Source organism: Bacillus cereus group sp. Bc010, assembly GCF_027716745.1.
GTDB classification, from domain to species: Bacteria; Bacillota; Bacilli; order Bacillales; family Bacillaceae_G; genus Bacillus_A; species Bacillus_A pacificus.
The window spans coordinates 1-20,310 of sequence record NZ_JAQFUY010000042.1; the positions used below are offsets into that span (position 1 = coordinate 1).

Genomic DNA, 20,310 nt, shown 5'->3' on the forward strand with positions numbered 1-20,310 from the left:
CTTGCAAAACTGCATCTTCACAAAAGCGTTTGTTTAACAAATATTTAAGTTGTAGTTTTTTAATCAATTCTTTCTCGCTTTCTCCTTCAATTAAACGATTAAAACTATATCGTTTTGCACTTTCGAACGTACGGATCAAAGTAATTAAAGCTTCCATTTGTTCTTTTGTAATAGAATTGATTTTACAAGTACGTGTTGTTTTCATCCTTTTCCCCCTTTTCATCACCTGAAAATATTATAGGTTGAATTCTGTAAAATATAAAACCTGTAATTGTAAATTTTTATAGTTTTTTATAGATTCTTATTTACTGTTATTACCTCCTCATCACCTTGTAGCTTGCGATTTAATAAATTATAATTAAATTAATTTTAATATAGTTTAACATAAATTATCCACTTTAGTTAATTTTAATTTAATTTATTTAAATATAATTTAATGATCAGTAAGGAGATTTTCATTATGGAAAATATAGATATTGGTAAAAAAATTGAAAAACAAAGAAAGGAAAAAGGTTTAACGAGTAAAGAACTAGCAAAGATGGCCGATATTACACCATCTATGTTAAGTCAAATTGAACGCGGATCTGCTAACCCTTCTATCCAAACATTAAAAGTTCTCGCTAAAGCGCTTGATGTTCCAACATTTAGCTTTTTACTTGAAGATACAAATACAGACGATTTAATTGTACGCTCTCATAAACGTAAAAAAATGATTATCGATAATTTATCATATGAAATGCTATCACCTGATTTCACAGGAAATTTAGCAACAGCGATTATGACTGTCCCGCCGAATACAGCTTCATCAGAAAATGTACTAGAACATAAGGGTGAAGAATTAGCATTTGTATTAGAAGGGAAAATCACATTACATTTAAATGAAGAAGAATACATATTAGAAACGGGTGATAGTGTAAAAATACCCGCTTATTTAAAACATAAATGGGTAAATCAATTTGAGAAAAATGCGATTGTTTTATTTTCTGTTACTCCACCGATTTTTTAATAGATGTAATAAAAATAGCCACGTGCGGATTCCTCCGTACATGGCTATTTTTATTTTTTCGGCACGAACAAAATCCCTAAACTCAGAACACAAAAACTGAGTATTTGCTGCATCGATAAACCAAATAAAATCGAATTCTGTTCACTAATAAGCGAAAGAATAATATGAGCAACACCCTCAACTATTAGAAAAACACTTATGTTCTTTCCATTTCCGAGCCTTTCATTTTTCATCCATAATAAGCCCAATAGACACAGGGCAAGGATGATCTCGTATACAAAAACGGGGTGATATAAAAATTTAGATTCATATACTTTCACACCCCAAGGCATTGTCGTTTGTACTCCTATTTTGTGGTGGAATAGAAAATAGAAAACAATACTCATACATAGTCCAATAGGCAATGTATCAAGTAAAATGCGAAGTGAAAATTGCTCCTTTTTACTTTTCCAAACAATGTATACACTTGCAATTATGCATCCTACTATAATATGTTTCATACTTCCTATAGCTAATAATGCTTGCAGTGGCGACCTAATAGCCCATACTGGATTTAAAATTGCCGGTGCAAATTTCCATAAAAATACGATGATAAGAAAAGCATTTGTTACTGCATCCATCATTTTTTCATATGGTACACTTTGTTTCTTCATCTTTCGTTTCATCAACATAAATCCAAATAGACTTCCAATTATAAGAGATACGGGTTGTAACCTCACGATCCACTCCATTAATACAAAATCCCCTCTTTAACTCTCAATTAATTTCTTAAATTTCTCTTCTAATTGATCTGGAGGTAATACGCCTCGTACTTGCTCTACGATAATGCCATCTTTATTAACAAAAAACGTCGTTGGTAAAGAAAATACTTTATAGTCTAATCCAGCTACTCCGTCCATATCTAGTAAAACAGGAAACTTAAATCCGTGACGATCCGCAAAAGCGCTCGCTTCTTGCACTGGATCTCCGATTGTTGCATTTACCGCAAAGATTTCAACATCCTTTTTATATTTATCATACATACGAACTAAGTCAGGTGCCTCCATTTCACATGGACCACACCATGATGCCCAAAAATTAATAAGATACGGTTTTCCCTTTGCATCATGTAACGAATACAACTTCCCGTCTAGTCCTTTTAACGTTATGTTTGGTGCTTTAAATCCTACTTGTGGTAATACTTCTGTTTTTTGTAACTCCGCTTGTTTTTCTTTTCTTTCCTTTTCTTCTTTCTTTGTATTATAAAAGTTCACTCCGGCCCAAATTAGTGCTCCGGCTAGTATAATCACAATTAGTTTCTTCACTTTTCTTCCTCCTAAACACACTACATAAAGTAGTGTTAATACTTAAAAAAAAGAGGCTATATGCACTCTCCGACAATCAGTACAACCGACATACAAAATAAACCTACTGTTACATATACCGAATTCGTATGTAACGGCATATTGAGCTTAACAACTTTTTCATGTAACACTTGCTCAATTCGTAAATTTATTGCTGTTTTTGCAAATGAAGCTGTAACACATCGATTTTCCATTGTCTTTATTTTAATTAATTTTAATAATGCGCTTCCTAACTCGAATTTAGATTTCATTTTCCGCATTGCATACTTATCTGCAGCTAACTCTTGATACACATGATAGCGCTGCAATAGCCCTTTTAATATCGGGATGTATATCATTCCTTCTGCTAATAACGTAAAACAAAATAATTTTAATGGGTCTCGATTGTTTTGATGATATTCTTCATGAAAAATAATCGCATCCATTTCTTCAGCTGAAAAAGTTTGAAGCATCCCTTCTGACACGACAACTTTCGGACGAAATAACCCAATTGTAAATGCCGCAACTTCCGCAGTCGGCAATATATATATTTGTTTTCCTTTTCGAACGAAGGGAATAAGTACTTTTTGTAATCTTTTAGTATCAAAAAATTGTCGCCACATTTTTTTGCAAACAATAAACACAGTAAGTAGTAGAAATCCAGCGATTATAATACGAATGAATGATAATTCTTTCATATGTTTTTCTAACTGAAACAAGCAAAAATTCGAAAGAAAGAACGCCTTATTTTGAAACAGAAATGGATATGTAACGTAATACACTAACATACTAAAAAAGAGGGAACTAACAATGACTGCTAACAATACGATTTTACGCATTTGCCATTTCATTTCATTAATCCTCTTTTTTTAACTGACTCAATTTATCTTCTAACTTTTTTATTAAAGTCGGATCAACTTGCTCTAATTCATCTAGCATATGATTTACAACTAAATCACCAAATTCCCCCATCAATTCCTGTGTCATTTTCTTCGTTTGATTGGATAAGAATTCATCTTTTGTTTGTACAGCACGATATATTCCACTTCTTTTCATAGTCTGCTTTTCTAAGTGTAATTTCTCTACTAACCTGTTCATAACTGTCATTACAGTATTAAAATTTACAGGTGATTCTTCACTTAATTTCTGCTGTACTTCTTTAATCGTAATACCCTCACTAGACCAAACAATCTCCATAATCTTTGCTTCAAGCGGTCCAAAGAAATGATTTAGCCCTTGTTCATTTAGCTTATAGTTTTGAGTAAACATCGTATAGCTCCTTTCACACTACGAATTGTAGTATAAATGAAATAAAAGGTCAATTATGAATGCTATACACTAAAATCCACTCCCAAATCCCATTTACTGTAAACCTAACTTTTCTCCAAATGTTTCAAACAGATACTGCTCTAATATTTGTACACTAAACTTCTCATTACGCCCAAGTGCAAACAATTCCCGATCTTTCGCTACGATAGTATCTAACGGGATAACGACATTATCCACTATTTTTGTAATTTCAATGATGTTACTTTTTACATTTACCTCTGTTTTAAATTCAATGTTTTCTAATACGATATGCGAGCGTCTTCCTGATGCAAAAAAAGTAAAGTTAGGATTTTTATAAATACCAATTTCACTCTCTAGTGGATATAAATATTGAAAAATGATATCTCTATGTCCATCTTTTATTATTTTTTCATCCTTCTCATCATCCAAGTATTCTTTCACCTTCGTTGTAAATTCAAATCGAAAATCCACTTTTTTCACGCTCCCTCTTTGTATTTTTATATTAAATAAATATATTGAAATAATTTTACCATATTGTAATACAACTTCCTATTAAAAGTAAAAACTCATTTGTAAAATCTCTATTATTTACAATTCTTTTTTAAAGGATAGGCACTCATTCAATATGAATTCATGCTTCGATATATCTATTTAAACATATTGTTTCCATATTTTGAAACAATAGTAAGAAGCATTATATAACAATAAGGTGAAACTTTAATCAGTAGGGGTTTTGTTCATCCCCCGCCTAACTTCTTTGCTTCCGCTGAATTTTGAGATGGGGGTCTTACTGCCCGTTATTGCGGGGTAAACTGTTTCTAATTCATTTTCCTATATAGCCACTATCACCTTTATTATTCCAATATATTTAAACCCCATTTTCTACTTATTCATTACGTAAGAGAAGGAATGTAACTCTCTTCTATCGAATTTTTATATAACGAAAATGATTAGGTGGTGCTTTACTATGAAATTAGCTGTCATTGGTGGCGGTGATTTACAAGATTCAAATCACTCGCCTATTAATGAGCGACTTATAGAATTAACAAATAAACAGTATCCGAAAGTATTATTTATTCCTACAGCTAGTCATGATGATGAAAGCTATATAAAATTATTTTTAGACACATTCGAAAAACAATTACACTGTGACGTACAAATTTTACGTATTATAGCCGATACACCTTCTAAATATGAAATAGACGAAATGATTCAGTCTGCTGATTTAATTTATCTCGGTGGCGGGAACTATATTCAAATGATTACAGAATGGAAAGAACATAAGCTCGATGAAAAATTACTATTGGCTCTGCAGCAAGGAACGCTCATTGCAGGGTGTAGCGCTGGTGCTATGTGTTGGTTCACATCTAGTATCCGCTCAGATTATGAAGGTTCTGGTTATATAGAGAGTAACGGCTGGGGCATTGTGAACAAAAGGTTTTGCCCACATTATAATCAATTAAATAGAATGAACGCCTTCCATTCCTTTTTACAAAATCATCAAGGTAATATAGAAGGCATTGCACTAGAAGATAATTGCGCCTTATATATTACAGAAGAATCTTTTGAAATTATCGGTGAACCAGAAAAAGCGTGGGAATTTTATATGAGTGATAATAAACTCATTAGACAACATTTTGATATTACTTTAAAAAGCTATTTGTAAATCTGCACTTATAAAAAATGTCCCTAAGTATAATAACTTAGGGACATTTTTAGTGTTTAACTCACTAATCGTGTAATTCGTTTCTTCTGCCATGAAAGCTTATAATATGCATATTGTAGTATTAAGCTAACAATAAATGCTGTTGGGTATCCAATCCATATCCCTTCTATACCAAGACTTGTATGGTAAGAAAGGTAATACGCTACAGGTACTTCAACAAGCCAAATTGATACGACGCCAATAACAGTTGGCCATAATACTGTACCGCTTGCTCGCATTGTCGCACTTATAATTTGCGCATGACCGAAAATTAAATAACTCCATAATGTGATCATAACTAAGCTATGAGCAATTTCAATTGTAGTTTGACTCGTTAAAAATAGTGCTAGAATGTCTCTTGAGAACAAGTAAATGAGTGATATTAGCACACCACCGATGACGTAGTTCATAATAATTCCGGCCTTCACAACTTTCTGCAATCGATCAAATTGATTCGCACCAATTGATTGTGCAGCAAAAATGGAGACTGTAATACCAAGACTAACGGCTGGCATTTGTACATAACTTGCAACTTGGTTCACAACGCCATAAGCTGCTGTTGCATCCGAACCGTAACGATTTACAAACGCGATTACCGCAATTTCTGATAATGAAACTAATATCATATTAATACTTGCTGGAATACCGAGTCGTAGTAATAACTTTAATAAACCCCAATCCATTCGAAGATATTTCCTTACCGTACTATCTAATTGTAGCGGGTGATTTTTCTTCTTTAAATACACTAACATGACAATAAACGTAATAACTGTAGATATAACAGAAGCATAGGCTGCTCCATACACATCTAATTTTGGAGCACCTAACCATCCAAAAATAAGGATTGGTAATAAAATCATATTTAGCGCTGTACTTACAATTAAAAAGTAAAATGGCGTTTTAGAATCTCCTGTACCTCTCATAAACGTTGTGTATGCGAAATATAAAAATAAGATTGGCATCGATATAAATAAAATACGTGCATAATGTACACTTATTTCAATAATATTTTCTGGCGTCCCCATAAGGCGCATAATATCCATTGCAAAAATACTACCTACTATCGCTAACACAACTCCAATAATAAAGGTAAATGTTAGCGTCGTACCAACAATCGCTTTTAAACGATCTTCGTTTTTTGCCCCAAACGCCTGACCAATTAAAATGGAACTCCCTGAACCAATACCAATTACGAATGAAACAAGTAAGAAAAATAATGGGAAGAATGCCGATATGGCCGCTAAATCATTCACTCCAAGCCATCTTCCTACTACTACCATACCGAATAATTGTCCAACTGATTGTAGTACATTACTTAATAGTAACGGTACTAAAAACATGGACATCGATTTCCAAATCGGTTTACTCTCACTTTCTAACTTATGTGACTCCGCACCTTCTTTATTGTTATTTGTAGGTGGTTTCAAATTTCATTTCTCCTTTTATTAAAAATCTGTTTTTCAACTTCCATCTTTTTGTATATTTGTTGTAATGGTGTGCTTCTATTCATATTCTTTCCTATGTTATTATAACTTCACCCAATATTGGCTTCCATCAGCTGTTCTATCTAAAAACCCGTATTCGATTAAATATCTTCTCAAAGTTACAAAATCCGGATATACGCTTTCTATAATAGCATTTACTTCTTTTTCAGTGTACTTTTTATTACTATCAAACTTCGTCACTAAATGACGTAATATAATTAATTTACGCTTTTGCTTTTTTGGAAATTTAGAAAGCGGTCCATCTAATCCCTCTGTAAAATGCGTTTTTAACACTTCATCATTTTCTTCTTCTGTAATATTGTAACGATCATCTACCATCGTTGCTGTTCTATGAATGGGTACAAATTTCGTTTGTACTTTTGATTTTTCTTCTGACAGTTCCATTAACGCTAAAAACACTTTCGCTTGCTTCATTTTCTCTCGAAGTGTAAACCGATGATTGCGGATGGTTGAAGTACTTCCCCCATCCATCTCTTTCACAATCTCTTTATCATTCAGCCCCATATGGAAAAACTGAACCATCTTCTTTTGCAAATCAGTTAAACCTGTATACTTCTTATCTAGATTTAATAAATAATCAAACATCGACGTATGTTCGTTTTGCACATGCAATTGTACAAACTTCTCTGCTTCATACAAAACTTGATTATCTTGATAAATAACACCTTTAATAAACGCTTCTCCACACGCTAAACAAATATATTCCTCTGCTTCCGCTTCAAATACATACCCTTTCTTCAACTCCTCAACTGAAGCGTCCCAAAACTTCTCTGAAATATCACTCATACTAAACACTCCTTTAAAATGTTTGTTTTAAAATAGACAAATCTTAATAACGTTTATTATCACTTCATCATCTTAACATAACCAAAACAAACTTTTCAACATTTCGTTTACCTATTTTGTAAACTTTTATAAAAACGTCTATTGGATATTCTTTTAAAAGGACATAAAGCAACGAAAAGCGAATGTATTTAATATATGAATTACGATAGGATGTGAAACAAAACATGAATATTCTGGACGACCCTTGGTTTACTGTTAAACAAATTGCCCAAAATACATATGCAATTAGTGAATATGGACATTGGGAGAAAGTACATTCCTTCTTACTTGTAGGCGATACTACCGCACTCCTTATTGACACTGGACTAGGTATCGATAATCTGAAGCGTATAACTGACCAACTAACAACCTTACCAATTACTGTTGTCACAACACATGTCCATTGGGATCATATCGGTAGTCACTCACACTATGAAGAGATCTATGTACATGCTTTAGAAGCAGATTGGCTCATTAACGGGATAAAAGGACTTCCTATTACTCAAATTAGGCATGACATCGCTCGAGATATCACTTTACCTACACCTAAAACATTTCAACCTGAAACATTCAAGCCTTTTCAAGGAACACCAACAAAATTACTACAAGATGGAGACATTATTGATATCGGAAATAGGAAGATTCAAATTATACATACCCCAGGTCACTCACCGGGACATATTTGCCTATACGATTATGAAACTGCGTTTTTATTTACGGGAGATTTACTTTATGAGGGCACGATTTTTGCATTTTATCCATCTACAAATCCTGTAGATCTAGTTCAGTCTCTAAATAAAATTACAAACGTCTTTCCTATTAAACAAATTTTTGGTTCACATCATACCCTCGGCCTTTCACCTGTTATATTGAAAGAGGTAAAATATGCTATTCAATATTTAAATGATAAAGAGCTGATCAAACACGGGACTGGTATTCATACATTCCAAAACTTCAGCATTCAATTTTAACTACAAAAAAGGTGTTTCCATATAAGAAAACACCTTTTACTTTTTATATATTCTATTTACAGTCTCTACTAAAACCTTACTTACCTCTACAAATATATGTTTTCGATTTCCATCCTCAACAAATTTCTTTGCACAACTACCCATAACCGTCATACAACTAATTATGACTAACGCTATCTTTCTATTCTTGTAAGTCACTTCATGCCACTCCACTATTACAAAACTTCTTTTGAATTTATCCCATCAAGAAATTTTACATGAATAATAAAACGTGTGAATATGCAATTATGCATATTCACACGTTTTATTACGATGTTATGATTTAATTTAGTTAAAGTACACGTATACCGAGGTGACTAACTTGAAATTTAAAGCGAAAAAAAATCCATTTCACGTCATTTTTATTACATTATTTATCATGATTTTTTTCATTTCGCTATTCTTCCAAAATGAAAATTCTATTTTTTTCACCCTCATGATGCTGCTAAATATCGTGAATCTTTCTTCATTCTATTTCTCTCACTACAACGTAACGGAATCATCTCTTTTCGTAAAACATGGTTTCATACTACGTACTGAAATTCCCTTTGAAGATATTCGCCACATTAAATACTCTGGTAAAAAACTTCATTCAAAGAAATGGACTAGACAGCAATTAGAAATCCATTATAATTTATTCGACTCTGTGACAACTTTCGTACCACAAGAAGAAGAAAAATTCATTGCACTTTTAAAAGAAAACTGCCCACATATGAAAATATTGAATATGTCTGCTAACAAATAATATATTTTGGCACTTACAGTAATAAAAAAACCAAGATTCTAAACGAAGAATCTTGGCGTTTTTATTACTCTTTCGGAGCAATCATTTTTTTCGGATCGACAATTTCATCAAATTGTTCTTCTGTTAGTAGTCCAGATTGCAGCGCTGCTTCTTTTAAAGTTAGCCCTTCTTTATGAGCATGCTTCGCAATTTTCGCTGCATTTTCATATCCGATATGCGGGTTTAATGCTGTAACAAGCATTAATGAACGATTCACATTCTCTTTAATGACTTCTTCATCTGCTTCAATACCAACTGCACAATTATCATTAAATGAAACAATTGCATCTGCTAATAAGTGAGCAGATTGTAAGAAGTTATATGCAATAACAGGTTTAAATACATTTAACTCAAAATTGCCTTGGCTCGCTGCAAATCCGATTGTTGCGTCATTTCCCATCACTTGTGCTACAACCATCGTTAACGCTTCACTTTGCGTTGGATTTACTTTTCCTGGCATAATAGAGCTTCCTGGCTCATTTACTGGAATAATAATTTCTCCTAGCCCACTACGTGGACCACTTGCCAGCCAGCGCACATCGTTAGCGATCTTCATTAAATCCGCTGCTAATGCTTTTAATGCCCCATGCGTATATACAACTTCATCATGACTCGTTAATGCATGGAATTTATTTGGTGCAGAAATAAATTGCTTACCTGTAAATTGGCTAATTTCCTCAGATACCATCTCACCAAATTTAGGATGGGCGTTTATACCTGTTCCAACTGCAGTACCACCAATCGCAAGCTCTTTCATATATGTATTGCTCTCTGCAATCATACGCTCTGTTTTTTCAAGCATACGGTGCCATCCACTAATTTCTTGTCCTAATGTTAACGGTGTCGCATCTTGTAAATGTGTACGACCAATTTTTATAATATGTTCAAATGCAGTTACTTTTTCTGCTAACGTTTCTTTTAATTTCGTAATTGCTGGTAACACGTGATTTTCTACTGCGAGTACACATGCTACATGAAGCGCAGTTGGGAAAGTATCATTTGAACTTTGAGACATGTTCACATCATCATTCGGATGAATATGTACGTCAGATCCCTTCTCTTTCAAAATTTGATTCCCTCGGTTTGCAATTACTTCATTCACATTCATGTTTGACTGAGTACCACTACCTGTTTGCCATACGACAAGTGGAAAATGTTCATTCCATTTCCCTACAATCACTTCGTCAGCTGCTGTCACAATTGCTTCTGCTTTTTCTTCTGATAACTTTCCTAATTTTTTATTAGTAAGTGCTGCACTCTTCTTTAAAATGGCAAATGCTTTTACAATTTCAAGCGGCATTTGCTCTGTTCCAATCGGAAAGTTTTCTTTACTACGTTGTGTTTGTGCTGCCCATAATTTATCAGCTGGAACTTTAATTTCTCCTATTGTATCTCTTTCAATTCTGTACTCCATTTTTTCATCCCCTTGAAAATAAAATACCTACATTTCTTATAATAACAGACTTTCTCTTAAATGATAAGAATTCTCACTCGTATATGTAGATATTCTATACTTATTTTTAATAATTCCTCTTGGCCTAAACTTAAGTTTAGGCTGTACCCTTTCCTTTGTAACCTACTATAACACTACTGGAGGAATTCAATACGAAAAAATATGCTTTCATAACAGATGCAAATAAAGGAATTGGATATGAACTTGTTCGTCAATTAGCAGAAAAAGATACGACAAAAAATTGCTAAATATGAGGTTGAGATAACTTCTTCAACTCCTATTACAAAATAAAAAATCACCTTCTACAACACGTAGAAGGTGATTTTTTATTTATGATGCTTCTTTTCCTTTTTCAGCATCATCAACATACCAAATAAATTTGCCTGTATATCCGTAAATAACTGCTAAAATTAACGATACGAAGCTTAACCACATAAACGGAACGTATGAGAACGTTGCTACACCTAAAATACCAGCCATAAAAATACCATTATCAGACCATGGAACCATACCTGAAGTTAACGTTCCACCTACTTCTGAGTTACGTGCTAATACACGTCGGTCTATTTTTAATTTATCATAGCTTTCTTCCATAATTTTCGGTGTTAAAATTAATGATACGTACATTGCACAACCAAATATATTCGCTAAGAATGCCACGATTAATGTAGACAATGTTACATTACCTGCAGAATTTAATTTCTTCTCAAATTTTGATACGATTACTTTTAAAACACCTAGTTTTTCAAGTAGTCCACCAAATCCTAAACCGAAAATAATAACGGCTACTGATCCAAGCATACCGTTAATTCCACCACGGTTTAATAACTTGTCCACAAATTCAACACCAGATTGAATTGAGAATCCATTATACGCTGTTCCAATGGCATCTCCAAAGTTCATTCCTTGGAAAAGAGTTGCCCAAATCGCACCAATTAAAGCTCCCATTGCAATTGTTGGCATAGACGGTCTCTTTAGTGCTAATAGAACAATAACAATGACCGCTGGAACAAGCATCCATATTTTAATATCAAATTGCTTTAATAAAGCTTCTTTTAAAAACTCTACTCGATTTAAATCTACGTTATCGCCGCCATACATCCAACCAGCTACAGTAAACATAATGCTAGTAATAATGTAAGCCGGAACATCTAATACGAGCATAGCTCGAACGTGAGCAATAACATCTACTTTCGCCATAGAAGCTGCCAGAACTGTACTATCAGAAAGTGGTGATAATTTGTCGCCGAAATAAGCTCCTGAAAGAACTGCACCAGCAACAAGTGGAAGTGGTAATCCAAGCCCTTCACCAATCGCCATCATAGCAATACCTGCTGTTCCAACTGTTCCCCATGATGTTCCTGTCGCGATAGAAGTGATCGAACAAATAATTAATGTTGCTAATAGGAATATGCTAGGGTGAATAAATTCTAATCCATAATAGATTAATGTTGGTACAACGCCACCAGCAATCCATGTTCCAATTAAAGCACCTACTGCAACTAAAATCAGTATTGCTTCTAATCCGTTAGAAATCCCTTTCGTAATTGCATCTTGCAATTCTTGATAACGAAATCCTAATCTTAATCCAAGCGCAATTACTAAAAACCATGAAATAAATAGCGCTAATTGAATTGGGAGATCAAAAATCGTTTGGAAGGAAAAGACAACAGCAAGAAATAGTAATAAAAGAACTATGATTTCTAGCATCGATGGTAATCTTACACTTTTCATTTTTTTCTCTCCTTACAAGTCGATAACATGACGTGTGTCGTCTTACATGTATGTAATATACAATTAGCGAAGACAAAACAAAATTTTCATATTATTTCGATTTATTTTTCCAGTATAATATATTGGACACCTTTTCTATTGTAAAAGTAGATGCTACTTTTCGCAATGGAAAATATAAAAAATGTTACATTTTTTATATTTAACAATCAAAGAGTAACTTTTTTAATATTTGCCAACATAAAACCTTTTACTATTATCCTCACCGTTTAAAGGAATATCATTATTCCCCACACAAAAAAGCACGCATCATTCAAATGATGCATGCTCCACTTTTATTTATACATATTTTGTATTTCTTCTTTATTTTTAAGTATTTCCACAAACTTATCGCTACAACCTTTCGGAAATAATACGCCGAGTCCATATGAATGCTGGAACTGAAAATGAGGGTGCTTTGCTGTGACTTCATCCCAAAACTTATACACACCGAAGTTTCGATCTTTCACCTCAATATCATGAAATAAGACAATACCGTTATTCGCAAGTTTTGGTAACCATGTTTTATAATCATGAGAAACTGCTTCATACGTATGATAGCCATCAATATGCAACAAGTTTATCGTTCCATCTTGAAATTGATCAACGGCCTCATCGAAAGTAGAACGAATTAAATTACCTATATTGGGATAACTCGTATTTACGACTTTCTCTACGATTTGATAAACGCCTTCTCCATATGGACCTGTATGCTCATCTCCCGTCCAAGTATCTACAGCAAAACATTTTGTAGCTAATCCCCCATCCTTTACCCCTTGACAAAAACTGAAAAAAGAAGCTCCTAAATGTGTACCTAACTCGACTAATACTTCCGGCTTTTCAAACCTTACTAAATCATATGCAAAGTCTAAATGCCCAATCCACGCCGTATTTGCCCGAATAAAATGGCTATAATTATCAAATTCAAATGTTGGTTTATGAGTAACCCAGCTCATCGCATATCTCCTTCTACCCATATTTTTAACAAACCAAATTACTCTTATCTTTATTTTTTTATCGTTATGATTATGATTCTATTTCATGAAAATATGAAGAATTTATTCTTTTTATTGGGGTAAAGCATCATATACATATGGGTCTGTTGGCTTATTGATTTTCTCCACTTTGTTTACTTTTACGAGTGGAAATAGCGTTCCTTTATATGTCGTTTCGTCCAACAAACCTGTTATTTTCACCCATGTTTCTTGTGGGAGCTTTTTTACGTTTTCCCCTGCAACAATCATCCCCCAGACTGATGCATCCGCAATACAACAAGTTATGCCATATCGCGCCACTACCACTTTATCACCTGTCACATCCTTATCATTATATATAAACCCTGAGAATGTAATTTCCTTCCCTTTAAATCCTTTTACATCTTGACCAATTATACTCATTGTTTGAACATAATCCTTATCCTCTACTTGTATCTTTCGTTGTCCCAACATACTTTTTGCTAATTGTTCTTCCGCTTGATCAGTCACTTTTAAATTCGAACTTTCATCTTGTTCTTTCCCATTAGAATTTGCCTGTATTCCCTCTTTTTCGTTCTTTTCCATACTTATCGCCTGTACACTTTGATTCATACCCCTTTTTCCTGCTAAACTTCCATCAATTGTTACACCTCCAAATAAAAAAGCACTAATAATTAGAACAACAAATAAAACATATACAAAATATCTTTTTACCCCTAACTTCAATTCCCTGTGATGCACACAACAATTACAATCATCTTGTTCCTCTCTCTCATCTCCCCAAACTTGTAATGAACCAAGAAGTAAAATTACTACAAAAGCTATATACGTAAATTTAACCATTTTTGGAGCGATAAAATTATAAATATTCCCTGTTACAAATAGTTTAAATAAGAGCATTGCTAAACCAATTAAAATAATGCCACGAATATAGCGATGATAGGCCTTCTGTTCCTTTTCCTCCACGTTTCTCACCTCCTATAACGTTGTAATTTGTACGATTGTGTACACCGATAAAATAATAATTCCAATCAAAAAAAATACAAATCTCTTTTGAAAATATGCAAATAACATGAACGTATTTTTCATATCGATCATAGGCCCAAACACAAGAAATGCGAGAAGTGCTTTTACAGAGAAAACATGTCCAAAAGATGCCGCTATAAACGAATCGGCCGCAGAGCAAATGGATAAAACATAACCAAATCCCATCATAATAATTGGGGCAATTACTTCGTTATGTGCTACTGCATCCAGTACATTCCGATCAAAAAATGTTTGAAATACACTTGCTAAAAAGGCACCAATCAGTAAATACTTACCAGTATCAAAAAACTCATCTACAGTGTGATTCATAACATCTTTCCAACTCTTTTTTTTGTTTTTTTGAACTGACACCTCTACGTCTTTTAAAACATTTCTTTCGCGATAGCGATAATACACAATTAAACCTATGAATAGAGCAACAAGAATTGTTACCCCAAAGCGTGCATATACAATGTAATCATTTTTTTGAAACGCATATACAGTAGATAAAAGAACAACTGGATTCATAATAGGTGCACTTAGCAAAATAACAATGCCCACATGAAGTGGTAACCCCTTTTGAATGAGCCTTCTTACAATTGGTATAATGACACATTCACACATTGGAAAAAGAATTCCAACAAATACTGCTGGAACCATTGCAACAATTGGAGATTTCGGCATTACTTTTTGAATCATATCTTCTGTCACAAACACTTGAATGAGAGAAGAAACAATTACCCCTAATAAAATAAATGGTATTGCTTCAAATATAATACTTAAAAACACCGTATTCACATTCAACCATTCTTTTGGCATACTTTTATGCAAATTTGCTAAACTTGTAAAATCTACAAAAAATAATAAAAAGAGAAACATAACAATAAGAGCTATTCCTATTAATTCTTTTGAAACCCTATTAAAGACCATCCTTCTCGCCTCCATTTTACTTATATGTAAACAAGTGCTTGTCCAAAAGCTTCCTGCTATAGCACAAATTTCATAGTCTATTTCTATTCTTAAATCGTAATCATTATGATTTATTATTGTTTTTTTCTTTTCCATCATTTAATATAAAACGTAATCATTACGATTTAAAGGAGAGAGTATTTCATGAAAAAAGTACCTATCACTGTATTAAGTGGTTTTTTAGGAGCTGGAAAAACTACCTTACTACATCATATTTTGACTAATAAGAACAACTTAAAAGTAGCTGTTATCGTTAATGATATGAGCGAAGTAAACATTGATGCATCCCTTATCAAAAAAGGTGGTTTTTCACGTACGGAGGAAAAACTAGTAGAAATTCAAAATGGCTGTATTTGTTGCACACTACGAGAGGATTTAATGATAGAAGTGAATCGGCTTGTGGAAAACGGTGATATTGACTATATAGTTATTGAATCTTCCGGTATAAGTGAGCCGATTCCAGTTGCCCAAACGTTTACGTATACAGACGATGTTCTGAACATTGACTTAACAAAAAATTGTCGCCTCGATACGATGGTTACTGTTGTAGATGCAAATAGATTTTGGGATGATTTTGCAGATGGTGAAAGTTTATTAGACCGTAAGCAGGCAATTGATGAAAACGATACTCGGGAAGTTATTGATTTATTAATAGATCAAATTGAGTTTGCAAATGTAATTCTCCTTAATAAGATAGACCTACTAGAAAAAGAAGATGTGAGAGAGCTCCATCATTTACTTAAGAAATTAAATCCTAGTGCAAAAATTATTGAAACTTCATTTAGCAACGTACCACTGCAAGAAATTTTGAATACAAACTTATTCAATTATGAGGAAGCGAGTCAATCGGCGGGTTGGATACAAGAATTAAATAGTGAACATCATACACCTGAAACTGAAGAATATGGCATCAATTCCTTTGTGTATCGCCGTAAATATCCTTTCCATCCTGAACGCCTTATGAATTGGCTAGAAAAATGGCCTGTGGATGTCGTAAGAGCAAAAGGCTTTTTCTGGCTCGCATCACGTAATAATATGATAGGGCTTCTATCTCAAGCGGGTTCCTCTATTACAATTCAAGGAGCCGGTGAATGGATAGCGGCATTACCTGAAACTGAAAGAAATCAAATTATTACAGAAGAACCCGAAGTATTGAAAAGCTGGAACGAGCGATATGGAGATCGAATAACCGAACTCGTATTTATCGGAATTGATATGAACCGTTCTTTAATTGAACAATCATTAGATGATTGTCTATTAACAGAAAAAGAAATGGCAGAAAACTGGGATACATTCATTGATCCTATTCCAGCTTTTACTTACACTTCATAATTTAAAATAGAAAGGCTTCCGTAAACGAAAGCCTTTCTATTTTATCGTTCTCTTATTTAACAAACTTCTTTAATCTGAATAACAGCTTTACATAAAGAGAGAATTTTCAGTTTGTTTTTTATTCATTTCGTGATATATTGCATATTGTATACAATATATTTTTTGAAAGGAGGAATCAATACATGATGAATCCAAATCGTTTAAAAGGAATCATTATGGTTGTAATTGGTGCTTGTTTATGGGGATTATCCGGAACAGCTGCACAACAACTTTTTCAATATGAACATGTTTCTACTGAATGGTTAGTTACAATTCGATTGCTTATATCGGGCGTTATCTTGCTCATTATTTCATCATTCGGAACGAGAAAAAAAGAAATATTCAGCATATGGAAACAAAGATCTGATGCTACTAAAATGATATTGTTTGGCCTATTCGGTATGCTTGCTGTACAATACACATACTTCGCTTCTATTAAAGAAGGAAATGCTGCCGTTGCAACATTATTGCAATATTTAGCTCCTATATTTATTACTGTATACTTACTTTTCAAATGGAACGTTCGTCCATCAAAAATTGATTTTATTTCAATTGCCCTTTCATTAGTAGGCACTTTCCTCTTACTAACAAACGGGTCTGTTCATAACTTAGCTGTTTCTACACCAGCTATTATTTGGGGTATTTTATCTGGATTATCTCTTGCTTTTTATAGTTTATATTCAAAAGAATTACTAGATAGATGGTCTTCCTCAGTTATCGTTGGATGGGGCATGATTATTGGGGGTATGGGTGTAACGATTGTACACTTTATTACTACGAAAGAATTCATTTTATTGTCAACGATGAAATATGTAAAACTAAATACCTTACCGCTCATCACATTTGTCATCATTTTCGGAACACTCATCGCATTTTATTTATACTTAGACAGCATACGATACTTAACCCCGAAAGAAACGACATTATTCGGTTGTACAGAACCACTCGCAGCTATTATTTCTTCTGTACTTATATTACATGTACCATTTCAATCTTTTCAGTTATTAGGGGCCCTTTGTGTCATTGTAATGGTGCTTATCTTAAGCCAAAAACCGGATGAAGGGAAACCCGAATTAAAGCTTGTTCATGAGAAAAAGGAAAATATACAATGAAAGGATTGAATTCACTATGCCTATCCCTCAAAATAATAAAAAACTAGGAAGAGTTTCAGCAAAATCACTCGTTTTAAATCAACTACAAGATTGGATTATTGAAGGTGTACTGAAGCCCAATGAAAAAATTAATGATGGGGAACTAGCTGAAGCACTAGGAGTAAGCAGAACACCTGTAAGAGAAGCGCTTCAAATATTAGAGCTTTCTGGATTAGTGGAAATGGTACCTGGACAAAAAACAAAAATTGCTCCTATTCAGTTAGACGACATTCCGATCATTTATGAGACGATGGCTGGTCTTCACTCTATTATAGGAAAACAAGCACTTCAAAATATTACAGACGCTGATTTGAAACTACTTTCTGTAATAAATGATGATTTTCAGTGCTCTATAGAGAAACAAAACACAAAACAAGCTTTACAACTAGATATACAATTTCACAATACCATTTCTTCTATTGCTAAAAATCAATATATTGAACCCTTTCTAGAAAATATGCAACTTCACGTTTTACGTCTTGAATACTTGTTTTTCCAAAACTTCGTTCCAGCAAGTCAATCTATTGAAGAACATCACTCCATTATTCAAGCACTGCAAAAGCAGGACGAAAAACAAATAGAACGAATGATGACTCAAAACTGGCTTCGTCCAATGAAAGAAATACAAAAAATAATTTCTACGAAATAAAAAGAGAGCTGGCTACACAAAATCGTAACCAGCTCTCTTTTTACTAATATATATAGCTATGCCTGAATATCTGCATAATCTTCCATATCTTCGTACTCTTTTTCCAATTCCTCTAAAGACAGCTCGTATAATTGTCGGTCACGAATTTTAAACACACCCGCTCCAATTAACTCATCAATTAAATGCCTCTTACGATTTTCAACAGCAAAACGGAGTTGACTACTCATCTTTTAAAAAACTCCTTTCTACGATCATTGAAAATGATAATCTTTATCAATTACCACTTTTGATTATAAAAGATGACTCTTTATAAGTAAAGTAATTTCATGAAATATTTACCTTACAAAGTATTTGTGGCCACATTATATATATGTATGCCGTGCGAAAAATGTTATGACACTTTTTCTTATCCTTTTTCTTTCATACTTTGCAAGTTGTCTCACTATGATTAAATTCACCATCTATTTCTACTTGAATGGTGACATGTTCTACATGAAACTTCTCTTTTAATACATCCGTAGCCTCTTTTAATACACTTTGTGTTTCATTTCCTTTAATAATCAAGTGGCAAGTTAATACTTGAAAATCCGATGTGACAGACCATATGTGCAAATCATGAACTTCTTTTACAACCGGAATATTTAATAATGTACTTTTTACCTCTTCCACATTTATGTGTTGTGGTGCACCCTCCATTAATATATGGACCGTATCACGTGTTACACGCCATCCACTAATAATGACTAAAATAGACACAAGAATACTAGCAATCGCATCTGCAGCAGTCCATCCAAAAAACTTAATAAGTAACGCAGCAATTATCGCTCCGACTGACCCTAATAGATCTCCTAATACGTGTAAGAAAGCACTTCTTAAATTTAAATTGCCCTTCACATCTCCGCCTCTCATTAATATCCAAGCTGATAAAATATTAATAAGCAGACCAAGTACAGCAATAATGAGCATCCCATTACTAGCAATCTCAACTGGCTCTTTAAAACGGCGAATTGCTTCAATAAAAATGTATACTGAAATGACAATAAGAACGACACCGTTACATAATGCCGCTAACATTTCGACTCGCTTATATCCATATGTTTTTGCAGTCGTTGCTGTTTTTTCTCCAAGCTTAAACGCAAGTAAACTTAAAGCTAACGATACCGCATCACTTAGCATATGCCCCGCGTCAGATAGTAGTGCTAAACTATTTGTTACAAATCCCCCAATAACTTCAGCAATCATAAAACTTGTTGTTAGTAAGAATGCGAATAGTAACGCCTTTTTATTTTTTGAATGACCATGATCATGTGAATGTCCCATACTAAGGCTCCTTTAAGGATAATATCTGTACATTAGTATGAAACAAACTCCCTATCTTTATCCCACTTCCTCTGTATACACACTTCGCTATTTTTCAAACAAGTCCTTTTTCTCAAATAAAAACAAGACTACTTCTTTTTTATTTTCATATTGTTTACTAAGGAAAGAATTTTTAAGGAG

The 20,310-nt window shown here is 33.5% G+C and carries 22 protein-coding genes and 1 pseudogene; 7 read left to right on the plus strand and 16 right to left on the minus strand.

All coding sequences use genetic code 11. The annotated features are described in order from the left end of the window. Window positions 1–226: pseudogene (locus PDQ68_RS25530) on the minus strand (transposase); the annotation flags it as partial. Window positions 227–460: 234 nt separating this feature from the next. On the opposite strand from PDQ68_RS25530, the gene PDQ68_RS25535 reads away from it, so the two are divergent. Next, window positions 461–1,006, plus strand: a complete 546-nt coding sequence (locus PDQ68_RS25535) for a helix-turn-helix domain-containing protein (protein WP_000427640.1) — start codon at window positions 461–463, stop codon at window positions 1,004–1,006. A gap of 50 nt (window positions 1,007–1,056) precedes the next feature. Here the strand turns inward: PDQ68_RS25535 and PDQ68_RS25540 are convergent, their stop codons facing one another. The 5 genes from PDQ68_RS25540 to PDQ68_RS25560 form a co-directional block, all read right to left on the minus strand. After that, complete coding sequence (locus PDQ68_RS25540) at window positions 1,057–1,737, minus strand: prolipoprotein diacylglyceryl transferase family protein (protein WP_061183314.1); 681 nt, start codon at window positions 1,735–1,737, stop codon at window positions 1,057–1,059. Between the two features lie 18 nt (window positions 1,738–1,755). Continuing rightward, a complete protein-coding gene (locus PDQ68_RS25545) occupies window positions 1,756–2,310 on the minus strand; it encodes a TlpA family protein disulfide reductase (RefSeq protein ID WP_000734019.1) in 555 nt (184 codons plus the stop codon). Between the two features lie 56 nt (window positions 2,311–2,366). Then, window positions 2,367–3,179: a M56 family metallopeptidase gene (locus PDQ68_RS25550; RefSeq protein WP_061183315.1), complete on the minus strand. Its 813-nt coding sequence runs from the start codon at window positions 3,177–3,179 to the stop codon at window positions 2,367–2,369. Between the two features lie 4 nt (window positions 3,180–3,183). Next, the gene (locus PDQ68_RS25555) at window positions 3,184–3,597 is read right to left on the minus strand and encodes a BlaI/MecI/CopY family transcriptional regulator (RefSeq protein ID WP_016717115.1); all 414 of its coding nucleotides are present in this window, start codon (window positions 3,595–3,597) and stop codon (window positions 3,184–3,186) included. 93 nt (window positions 3,598–3,690) lie between these two features. Continuing rightward, on the minus strand, window positions 3,691–4,089 hold the full coding sequence (locus PDQ68_RS25560; protein WP_014893865.1) for a DUF3942 family protein: 399 nt from the start codon (window positions 4,087–4,089) through the stop codon (window positions 3,691–3,693). 496 nt (window positions 4,090–4,585) lie between these two features. Between PDQ68_RS25560 and PDQ68_RS25565 the strand changes: the two genes are divergently transcribed. Further along, window positions 4,586–5,284 (plus strand): peptidase E, encoded by a 699-nt coding sequence (locus tag PDQ68_RS25565; RefSeq protein ID WP_000762133.1) that lies wholly within the window; start codon window positions 4,586–4,588, stop codon window positions 5,282–5,284. A gap of 56 nt (window positions 5,285–5,340) precedes the next feature. Here the strand turns inward: PDQ68_RS25565 and PDQ68_RS25570 are convergent, their stop codons facing one another. Next, the gene (locus PDQ68_RS25570) at window positions 5,341–6,750 is read right to left on the minus strand and encodes an MATE family efflux transporter (protein ID WP_061183316.1); all 1,410 of its coding nucleotides are present in this window, start codon (window positions 6,748–6,750) and stop codon (window positions 5,341–5,343) included. A gap of 99 nt (window positions 6,751–6,849) precedes the next feature. Continuing rightward, window positions 6,850–7,614 carry a DUF2087 domain-containing protein gene (locus PDQ68_RS25575; protein ID WP_014893866.1) on the minus strand — a complete coding sequence of 255 codons (765 nt, stop codon included), beginning with the start codon at window positions 7,612–7,614 and terminating at the stop codon, window positions 6,850–6,852. A 224-nt stretch (window positions 7,615–7,838) separates the two neighbouring features. On the opposite strand from PDQ68_RS25575, the gene PDQ68_RS25580 reads away from it, so the two are divergent. Then, window positions 7,839–8,624, plus strand: coding sequence for an MBL fold metallo-hydrolase (locus PDQ68_RS25580; RefSeq protein ID WP_061183317.1), 786 nt, complete (start codon window positions 7,839–7,841; stop codon window positions 8,622–8,624). Window positions 8,625–8,660: 36 nt separating this feature from the next. On the opposite strand, the gene PDQ68_RS25585 is transcribed toward PDQ68_RS25580, so the two are convergent. Next, window positions 8,661–8,822, minus strand: coding sequence for a hypothetical protein (locus tag PDQ68_RS25585; RefSeq protein WP_033678361.1), 162 nt, complete (start codon window positions 8,820–8,822; stop codon window positions 8,661–8,663). A 163-nt stretch (window positions 8,823–8,985) separates the two neighbouring features. Between PDQ68_RS25585 and PDQ68_RS25590 the strand changes: the two genes are divergently transcribed. Further along, window positions 8,986–9,408, plus strand: coding sequence for a PH domain-containing protein (locus PDQ68_RS25590; protein ID WP_000669080.1), 423 nt, complete (start codon window positions 8,986–8,988; stop codon window positions 9,406–9,408). A 64-nt stretch (window positions 9,409–9,472) separates the two neighbouring features. On the opposite strand, the gene fumC is transcribed toward PDQ68_RS25590, so the two are convergent. The 5 genes from fumC to PDQ68_RS25615 all read right to left on the minus strand — a co-directional run bounded on the left by fumC (window position 9,473) and on the right by PDQ68_RS25615 (window position 15,600). Then, window positions 9,473–10,861 (minus strand): class II fumarate hydratase, encoded by a 1,389-nt coding sequence (gene fumC, locus PDQ68_RS25595; RefSeq protein ID WP_061183318.1) that lies wholly within the window; start codon window positions 10,859–10,861, stop codon window positions 9,473–9,475. Window positions 10,862–11,230: 369 nt separating this feature from the next. After that, on the minus strand, window positions 11,231–12,634 hold the full coding sequence (gene nhaC, locus PDQ68_RS25600; protein ID WP_000843989.1) for a Na+/H+ antiporter NhaC: 1,404 nt from the start codon (window positions 12,632–12,634) through the stop codon (window positions 11,231–11,233). Window positions 12,635–12,966: 332 nt separating this feature from the next. After that, a complete protein-coding gene (locus PDQ68_RS25605) occupies window positions 12,967–13,626 on the minus strand; it encodes a class I SAM-dependent methyltransferase (protein WP_016717111.1) in 660 nt (219 codons plus the stop codon). A gap of 111 nt (window positions 13,627–13,737) precedes the next feature. After that, window positions 13,738–14,610: a TIGR03943 family putative permease subunit gene (locus tag PDQ68_RS25610; protein ID WP_270787063.1), complete on the minus strand. Its 873-nt coding sequence runs from the start codon at window positions 14,608–14,610 to the stop codon at window positions 13,738–13,740. Between the two features lie 12 nt (window positions 14,611–14,622). Beyond that, complete coding sequence (locus PDQ68_RS25615) at window positions 14,623–15,600, minus strand: permease (protein ID WP_061183320.1); 978 nt, start codon at window positions 15,598–15,600, stop codon at window positions 14,623–14,625. A 183-nt stretch (window positions 15,601–15,783) separates the two neighbouring features. On the opposite strand from PDQ68_RS25615, the gene PDQ68_RS25620 reads away from it, so the two are divergent. The 3 genes from PDQ68_RS25620 (at window position 15,784) to PDQ68_RS25630 (ending at window position 18,810) form a co-directional block, all read left to right on the plus strand. Next, window positions 15,784–16,971, plus strand: coding sequence for a GTP-binding protein (locus PDQ68_RS25620; protein ID WP_061183321.1), 1,188 nt, complete (start codon window positions 15,784–15,786; stop codon window positions 16,969–16,971). Window positions 16,972–17,156: 185 nt separating this feature from the next. Beyond that, a complete protein-coding gene (locus tag PDQ68_RS25625; protein ID WP_061183351.1) occupies window positions 17,157–18,122 on the plus strand; it encodes a DMT family transporter in 966 nt (321 codons plus the stop codon). A gap of 16 nt (window positions 18,123–18,138) precedes the next feature. Further along, window positions 18,139–18,810: a GntR family transcriptional regulator gene (locus PDQ68_RS25630; protein ID WP_061183350.1), complete on the plus strand. Its 672-nt coding sequence runs from the start codon at window positions 18,139–18,141 to the stop codon at window positions 18,808–18,810. Between the two features lie 56 nt (window positions 18,811–18,866). On the opposite strand, the gene fbpA is transcribed toward PDQ68_RS25630, so the two are convergent. Further along, complete coding sequence (gene fbpA, locus PDQ68_RS25635) at window positions 18,867–19,037, minus strand: Fur-regulated basic protein FbpA (RefSeq protein ID WP_000098301.1); 171 nt, start codon at window positions 19,035–19,037, stop codon at window positions 18,867–18,869. A 193-nt stretch (window positions 19,038–19,230) separates the two neighbouring features. Then, a complete protein-coding gene (locus PDQ68_RS25640; RefSeq protein ID WP_061183322.1) occupies window positions 19,231–20,130 on the minus strand; it encodes a cation diffusion facilitator family transporter in 900 nt (299 codons plus the stop codon). Between the last annotated feature and the right edge of the window lie 180 nt (window positions 20,131–20,310).